Raw genomic sequence first — 7503 nt, forward strand, 5'->3', positions numbered from 1 at the left:
GGCCGGCACCCGAACGGGGCCGGGCCCGTTTTTGGGCGACGACGTCAGGCGGAGGTGAGAGTGCCCGCCTTCGGCGTCCGGATGAAGAAGGACGCGGCGACCGCGACGAGGGACACGACCCCGCCGTAGAGGAACGCCGTGTGGATACCCGACTGGCTCGCGCTCAGCTCGGTTGCACCGTCCGCCGCACGCGACGCCGCCGTACTCGACATGACGGTGATGAACAGCGCGGTACCCGCGGCGCCCGCCAACTGCTGGATCGTGCTGAAGATGGCACTGCCGTGCGAATAGAGTTCGCTCGGAAGTGATCCCAGCGACGAGGTCATGAGCGGGGTCATCACCGTCGCGAGGCCGGCCATCAGGAGTGTGTGGACGGCCACGACCATCGGCAGGGCGGACTCCGCGTCGAGCAACGTCATCAGCCACAACGCGGAACTGACGACGACGGCGCCGGGGATCACGAGCACGCGCGGTCCGGTGCGGTCGAAGATCCGCCCGACGAACGGCGACAGGAAGCCCATCACCAGACCGCCGGGCAGCAGCATCAGACCCGTGGTGAGGGTGTCGAGGCCGCGAATGTTCTGCAGGTACAGCGGGAGCAGGATCAGAGCGCCGAACAGCGCCATCATGCTGATCGCCAGCATCCCGAGGCCGATGCTGAATGTCGGAGTCGAGAAGGGACGCAGGTCGAGCAGCGCGCGTCCTGCGCTTTGCCTCGAGATCTGCCGCCGCACGAACACGATCAACGCGACCACGCCGACACCGAGCGGGATCCAGACCGGCACTGCCGATCCCTCGGCCGAATGTCCGATGCTGCTCAGCCCGTAGACGATTCCGCCGAACGCGAAGACCGACAGCACGACCGACACCAGATCGAGCGGGACGGCGACCGGACTGGTCACGTTCTTGACCAGCGCCACCCCGATAGCGAACGAAACGAGCGCGATGGGCAGGACGATCCAGAACATCCACCGCCAGTCGAGCGCGTTCAGAACGATGCCCGACACGGTGGGCCCGATGGCGGGGGCCACCGCGATGACGATGGAAATGACGCCCATCATGCTTCCCCGCCTGTTGGCGGGAACCACGCGCAGCACCGTCGTCATCAGCAACGGCAGCATGATGGCGGTGCCGCCGGCCTGCGTCACGCGTCCCGCCAGAAGCACTTCGAATCCGGGGGCGAGCGCCGCGAGCAACGTACCGGCGCTGAAGATGCCCATCGCGGCGATGAACACCTGACGGAGGGTGAAGCGCTGGAACAGGTAGCCGGTCACGGGAATGACGACTGCCATCGTCAGCAGGAAGCCGGTCGTGAGCCATTGGGCGGTGCTGGCCGTGATGTCGAGGTCGTCCATCAAGCGCGGTAGCGCGACGCTCATGATCGTCTCGTTGAGGATCATGACGAAGGCTGCGATGACGAGGACACCGATCAGCAGGATGCTTCCGCGGTCCAGCTTTTCCTCGGGGACGATGTCCGGTCGGTCGTCGGCCTGTTGTATCTGCATCTGAGTGGAACTTTCTGGATGTGGACCTCTGCTGCCGCGACTGCTTCAGTTCTGAAAGGGTCACTCCAAATGGTAGTCACTGTCAAATTGATTTCAGCTGTTAACATGAGTTCCGCTGTTGAGTCGGCTTCGGCCAGGACACCTCGCGTTTGCCTGCCCGGAGCGAAAGGAGCGATCGGATGGTTTCCCCGGCCGGATCGGCCCCACCTGCGCGCGTCCCGGACCTGCGGGAACGCAGAAGACAGGAGACACGCCGCGAGATCACTCGTGCGGCTCTGACCCTCTTCGAACAGCAGGGCGCGGCTGCGACGACGGTCGACGAGATCGCGCGCACGGCCGGCGTATCGCCGAGCACCTTCTTCCGCTGCTTCGCCACCAAAGAGGAGTCGGTGTACGAGCCGGACCGGGAGTTCGAAGCCGAACTGCTCTCCTGGCTCGAATCGGTCCCTCCCGAGCAGGTCGACCTCGACGGCATCGAAGCCCTCTACGAGCGCTCCCTGTGCCGGCTCATGGCAAGCTCCGACGACACCAAGGACCGCCTTCTCAGAGCCCGCCGCCTCATCGCGTCCGACGATCACCTCCGCGCAGCAGCCTTCGCCACCGACGCCGTCGCGATGTGCCGCATCACCCAGAGTGTCGCGGCAAAGGTGGACGGCATCCGTCCCCCGACCTACGCACGACTGCTCGTCGAAGCGGCGGGCGTCGCGACGCGTACCGCCTTCGACGCGTGGGTCGACGGCATCGAAAAGGGCGACAGCGGGGACCTTGTGGAGATCTATCGGTCGACACGCAGGCAAGCACGCCGGATCTTCACCGGCAGCGACGCCTGATTCTTTCCGACGACAAAGCGTCGTAGCTCTGCTCTAACTGACGGTCCGGTCCGGCCGCCTCGTCGCGGCCGGCGGCGTGGGTGCCGGCCGGTCGTCTCCCGGGTCGTCGAATTCTGCCGGGACGTCGACCCCCGGTTCCTCGAGGAACGCGGCGAGTTCTGCCCACGACGTGGTGCGCGCACGGGCACCGGTGAGCATCCCGAGGTGTGTGCCCGGTACCCGGACGAACCGCACCCGTGCGTTCGGCAGCAACCGGGTAACCGGTTCGACGGCTCGGCTCGGCGCGAGGATGTCCTCTGTCCCGGCGAAGGCGAGCACCGGAACCGTGACGTCGGCCAGGTCTACGATCCGCTCGCCGAGGTGGAGCGCCCCGGACGACAGGTCGTTGGCGACCGTGATCCGGGCGAGCTGACGGAACGCGCGGCCCGCATAGCCGTAGATCTGCTCCTGGAACCGATCCACGAATTCCATTCGCCCCAGCTTGTCCGCATCGGTGATGTTGGAGGCGATGAACCACGGCCGCGTCAGTTCCCGGTCGAGCGCGGTGATGCGGTACGCGGCCTGGACCAGCGGAGCCGGAACGCCACCGAACACCGCGTCGAGAACATCGATCGCGGGCTCCGCGCAGATCTTCCCGGCCAGCCGCAGCGGCGCCATCACGGGAATCTTCGCGAAGTCGAGCGGACTTCCGAAGGCGGCGATGGACCGCACCGGCAGATCGGGATGCGCGGCGGAGGTGAGCAGTGCCATGGCTCCGGCGATACTCCAGGCGACGACGTCCACGTCGCGCCCGCCGCACAGTTCGGATACCCGGTGGATCGCGTCGGGCACGATGTCGTCGATCCAGTAGTCGAGTCCCAGGTCGCGGTCCTCGGCACTCATCTCGCCGTATTCCACGACGAAGACGCTGCGGCCGAGGCCGGCGAGATACTGCACCAGGCTCTGGTCCGGCATCAGGTCGAAGCACGCGGGCGACGCGGCGAGCGGCGTCACCAGAAGAACCGGATCACCGCCGTCGTCCTCGGCGCCGAACCGGCGCAACGTCCGGTGGGGTCCCTGCCCGACGACAACCGAGGGCGTCCGGTGAGGTGCCGCGACTCCGTCTGCGACGAACAACGACCACGCGTTGTGGACCGCGCGCGTCACCGAGTCCGTGATTCCCATGAGATGCCTCCGCTGCTTGCTGAACGGTCCGGGTTCCAAGATCGTATGGGCACTCGGCCCGGTCACAGCGCCCGGCCGGGCGGCGCATGCTGGGAAGTTGTCGGCTGCGACGCGCAACACGCCAGGGGACCCGCCTCGAACGGCCTGTCCGTGGCGAGTGCTATCAAAGGACTATGACGTGTAGGGAGTGCGACAGCCGAATCGACCATTGCCACGGGTCGTTGATCCTGCACTCGGCGGTGGAAGTCGAGTGCACCGACGACACCTGCGTGGACCTCTCGATCGTCCGGCATGCGCTGGTCGCCGAATGCACCGACCTGGTCGGCGGATGCGCATGCACCGCGGTGGTCGAGGAGTCGGAGATGCTCGTCGCGTCCTGACGCCGTTCGTGGTCCGACGCGTCACATCCGGCGGTGACGGCTTGCCTCCCGCCTCGAGTCTTCATAACCTGCCGGTAGGGGCTGTCATCGGTTTCCCCCGGACGAGCGCACCGTACCCGGCGAGCGACAAGACGGTGTAGGAGCGTTGCGTCATGGCCTGGATCGTTCTCGTCCTCTCCGGTGTTCTCGAAGCGGTCTGGGCGACCGCTCTCGGGAAATCCGACGGCTTCACCAAGCTCTGGCCGACGGTGATCTTCGGCGTCACGGTGGTCGCGAGCATGGCGGGCCTCGCTTACGCGATGCGCACGCTTCCGGTGGGTACCTCCTATGCGGTGTGGGTAGGTATCGGCGCCGCTCTGACCGTCGGCTACGCGATGGTGACCGGCACCGAGTCCGCAACGCTCGTCAAGCTGCTGTTGATCGGCGGGATCGTGGCCTGTGTCGTGGGATTGAAACTCGTGCATTGACCGCTGCGCGAGGTCCCTGGCGCATAACGGCCGTGCGGTTACAGTGACCCCATGAGCCTCGGTTCCGCTTTGGCACTCCCGCTCCGGGTCGGTATGTCCGTGGCCGATACGGCGCTCGGAATCACCGAAGTTGTCGTCGGTACGGTCCGTATCGCGGTGTCGCCGCAGACATATTCGGCACTCGGCGCCGTCGGTCTGCCCGCGGCCCGGAGTTCGCGCGGATTGTTACAGCAGATTTCGACGCTGACCTCGGAAGATCGCGCACTCGGCCAGGCGCTGCGTCCCGGCGGACCGCTCGATCGTCTGCTGGAACCGGGCGGGCCCGTCGACCGGCTCACCGCTCCGGGCGGACTACTCGACCGGTTGCTGGTGCCAGGCGGAGCGCTCGATCGCCTGACCGCTCCCGGCGGGCCGCTGGACCGGGTCCTCGCCGACGACGGCGCTCTCGACCGATTGCTCTCGGACGGCGGGTTGCTCGATCGGCTGACGGCGTCCGACGGGCCTCTCGAGCGACTGCTGGCGCAGGACGGAGCCGTGGAGCGGCTGACGTCGCCGGGCGGGATCGTCGACGTCGCGACCCGGCCGGGCGGTGTCGTCGAGCGGGCGTTGGCGGAGGGTGGCGCACTCGAGGTGTTGCTGGCCGAGCAGGGTGCCCTCGACCGGCTGCTCGCCCGGGGCGGCCCCCTCGATCAGATCGTCTCGCTCTCCGCCACCCTCGCGGAGTTGACGCCGGGAATCATCAAGATGAACGCGAGCGTCGACATGCTTCAGGAAACCGTCGAGTTGCTGCGCGGCGCGGTCGGTCCGCTCGGCGACCTCGCGGGCAGGCTGCCCGGACGATGGCTACGCGGCAGCAAGGGCGAATTGATGCCGCCCACGTGACACGCTCCGGCGTGTCGGCCGGTCAGCGCTGGGCACGGTGCGACGCGACGAGGATCGCCGCGGCCCTCGCGGCCTCGTGTGCTGCGGCGAAAAGGTCGTGGCCCGTACCGAGCAGCGCGGCCAGGGTTCCCGCGAAGTGGTCGCCCGCACCGGTCGTGTCCACCGCACGCACCCTCGGAACCGCGATGCGTTCGACGTAGTCCTCGGTGGCGACCACCACGTCGTCCGCACCCCGGGTGATCACCACGGTCCGGACGCGTTCGAGGAGCCTGGCGACGATCTCGTCCGGGTCGTCGCCCGCGGAGGCATCCGCGTAGTAGAGCGCTTCGCTCTCGTTCACGACGAGCGGATCGGCGTGGGGGGGGGGGGGCGCGGCGGGGGGGGGCGCCCTCGCCGAGCGGGGCAACCGGGCTGGGGTTGAGAACGAACCGCCGGTGATGGGCACGCGCCCACTCGGCGGCGGCCGCCGTCGCGGCGGGCAGCAGTTCGAGTTGGGTGAGTACGACCGCAGGGTCCAGCGTGTCGAGCGCCGCGGTGACGTCGGTGGCCGACACCTTCGAGTTCGCTCCGGGTATCACGATGATCCGATTCCGGCCGTCGTCGGTCACGACGACGATCGCACGTCCGGTGGGCACCTGGACGCTGAGCAGGTGGTCGGTGTTCACGCCCGCGGCCGCCTGCGCGGAACGCAGCGCAGTGGCGGCACTGTCGGATCCCACGGCGCCGACGACGGCGGTAGGAGCGATCCGTGCGGCGCCGATGGCCTGGTTCGCGCCCTTGCCGCCCGGATAGGTGTCGAGGCGTCGGCCGAGTACGGTTTCGCCTTCGTCGGGCGCCCGCGCAACCGTGGCGGTCAGATCCAGATTCAAGGATCCGACGACGGCAACCACACAGCCCTGAACGTCTGTCACCCTCTCGACCCTACGGACGGCGTGTCCGCCGAGCGACTCAGTGCTCGTGCGCGTCCGGTTCGAGTTCCGGGCACATGGCGTGGACGACACCGTCGGCCCACGACTCGCTCACCTCGCCGTGACGGAGGTACGCACCGAGATACGAACCGACGAGCATGGACACCGCCGTGTCGATGTCGAGGTCGGCGCGGACCGCACCGGCGTCGACAGCGGCGCGAAGCACACCGGCCACCACGTCGCTGCGGGCATTGATGATCTCCCGGAACGATTCTGTGAAATCCGGATCCTCGTCGATGAGTACCGCACCCACGCTGCCCATGCCCATATCACTCGCCAACGCGCGCCGGACCTGTTCCAGCGTCCACTTCATCCGGTCGTAGACACACAGACCGTCCGGCACACACGGCGTGATCGCCTGCGAGTCCAACGCTGCGTCGAGGATCTCCTCGCGGTTGGCGTAGCGCCGGTAGATCGTCGTCTTCGCTACACCGGACAGGGCGGCGACCGCCTCCACGGTGACGCGGTGGGGGCCGTGCACACGCAGGATCTCCAGCGCCGCCCGCATGATCCGCGCATCCGTTCCCGCGCGTGCCTTGCCGGGGCGTCGCGGCGATTCGGACACCGGATCTGCGTCGGTATCGACCACCATGTCACTCCTTTTCAGGCGAGTATGCCCCGCATGATCCTGAGTGTCTCCGAAAAGAAGACCCGAATCAAACGCTACGAAACGCTACGCTACGCTATACGTATCGTTACATTCACATCGAGGAGGAACGTATGACTGAGATCTACGCACCGACGACGGGCTATGCCACCGATTCGGAGACCCTTCTCGAGAGCTATCGCACATACGAAGCAGTCGAGCGGGCCATCGACCACCTCTCCGACGAGGGCTTTCCGGTCGAATACCTGCGCGTCGTGGGTCAGGGAGTGACGACCGTCGAGAGCATCAAAGGCCGGATGACCAACGGCAAAGCGGCACTCAACGGCGCGGCCGCCGGCGTGTGGACGGGCCTGCTGTTCGGTTTCCTGCTCGCCCTGTTCCTCCCGGCCACCAGCATGGCGGCCATCCTCCTCGCCGGCGCCGCCTTCGGCGCGGTGTGGGGCGGAACCCTGGGATTCGCGGCGCACTGGAGCACCGGCGGCCGCCGCGACTTCGTCTCCCGCAAGAGCATCGAGGCCGCCCGCTATGACCTGATGGTCGACAGCGACTTCGAAGACCAGGCACGCCGGAAGCTCGCTCTCCGCTGACCCGCCCCTCATCCACCGTGCTGCCCCCCCCCCCCGGGGGGGGGGGGGGGGGGGGGGTGGGGCCCCCCCCCGGGGGGGGGGAGCCCCCCCCCCCGGGGGGGCGGCCGGGGGGG

Annotated in this window: 9 protein-coding genes, 1 pseudogene and 1 riboswitch; of the genes and pseudogenes, 5 read left to right on the forward strand and 5 right to left on the reverse strand. The window is 67.8% G+C overall.

What is annotated here, in order from left to right; all coding sequences use genetic code 11:
* Positions 1-44: 44 nt before the first annotated feature.
* Entirely contained in the window at positions 45-1505 is a 1461-nt protein-coding gene (locus tag TVH25_RS19895) for a DHA2 family efflux MFS transporter permease subunit (RefSeq protein WP_296551399.1), read from the reverse strand.
* A gap of 179 nt (positions 1506-1684) precedes the next feature.
* On the opposite strand from TVH25_RS19895, the gene TVH25_RS19900 reads away from it, so the two are divergent.
* Positions 1685-2335, forward strand: coding sequence for a TetR/AcrR family transcriptional regulator (locus TVH25_RS19900; RefSeq protein WP_296551398.1), 651 nt, complete (start codon positions 1685-1687; stop codon positions 2333-2335).
* Positions 2336-2368: 33 nt separating this feature from the next.
* Here the strand turns inward: TVH25_RS19900 and TVH25_RS19905 are convergent, their stop codons facing one another.
* Positions 2369-3499 carry an alpha/beta hydrolase gene (locus TVH25_RS19905; protein ID WP_422425292.1) on the reverse strand — a complete coding sequence of 377 codons (1131 nt, stop codon included), beginning with the start codon at positions 3497-3499 and terminating at the stop codon, positions 2369-2371.
* Between the two features lie 173 nt (positions 3500-3672).
* Between TVH25_RS19905 and TVH25_RS19910 the strand changes: the two genes are divergently transcribed.
* The 3 genes from TVH25_RS19910 to TVH25_RS19920 all read left to right on the forward strand — a co-directional run bounded on the left by TVH25_RS19910 (position 3673) and on the right by TVH25_RS19920 (position 5228).
* On the forward strand, positions 3673-3879 hold the full coding sequence (locus tag TVH25_RS19910) for a hypothetical protein (protein ID WP_169621348.1): 207 nt from the start codon (positions 3673-3675) through the stop codon (positions 3877-3879).
* A gap of 74 nt (positions 3880-3953) precedes the next feature.
* Positions 3954-4020: riboswitch (guanidine-III (ykkC-III) riboswitch) on the forward strand.
* 11 nt (positions 4021-4031) lie between these two features.
* The gene (locus TVH25_RS19915) at positions 4032-4346 is read left to right on the forward strand and encodes a DMT family transporter (RefSeq protein WP_169621349.1); all 315 of its coding nucleotides are present in this window, start codon (positions 4032-4034) and stop codon (positions 4344-4346) included.
* Positions 4347-4397: 51 nt separating this feature from the next.
* Entirely contained in the window at positions 4398-5228 is an 831-nt protein-coding gene (locus TVH25_RS19920; RefSeq protein ID WP_169621350.1) for an ABC transporter, read from the forward strand.
* 22 nt (positions 5229-5250) lie between these two features.
* On the opposite strand, the gene TVH25_RS19925 is transcribed toward TVH25_RS19920, so the two are convergent.
* The 3 genes and pseudogenes from TVH25_RS19925 to TVH25_RS19935 all read right to left on the reverse strand — a co-directional run bounded on the left by TVH25_RS19925 (position 5251) and on the right by TVH25_RS19935 (position 6788).
* Entirely contained in the window at positions 5251-5568 is a 318-nt protein-coding gene (locus TVH25_RS19925; RefSeq protein WP_422425293.1) for a PfkB family carbohydrate kinase, read from the reverse strand.
* 130 nt (positions 5569-5698) lie between these two features.
* Positions 5699-6229, reverse strand: a pseudogene (locus tag TVH25_RS19930) (PfkB family carbohydrate kinase); the annotation flags it as partial.
* Positions 6177-6788, reverse strand: a complete 612-nt coding sequence (locus TVH25_RS19935) for a TetR/AcrR family transcriptional regulator (RefSeq protein ID WP_169621352.1) — start codon at positions 6786-6788, stop codon at positions 6177-6179. The pseudogene TVH25_RS19930 and the gene TVH25_RS19935, both read right to left, overlap by 53 nt.
* Before the next feature lie 128 nt (positions 6789-6916).
* Here TVH25_RS19935 and TVH25_RS19940 point away from each other — a divergent pair, with 128 nt between their 5' ends.
* A complete protein-coding gene (locus TVH25_RS19940) occupies positions 6917-7390 on the forward strand; it encodes a general stress protein (RefSeq protein ID WP_422425294.1) in 474 nt (157 codons plus the stop codon).
* Positions 7391-7503 lie beyond the last annotated feature (113 nt).

The organism is Rhodococcus sp. 7Tela_A2, from assembly GCF_049311045.1.
GTDB lineage: Bacteria > Actinomycetota > Actinomycetes > Mycobacteriales > Mycobacteriaceae > Rhodococcus.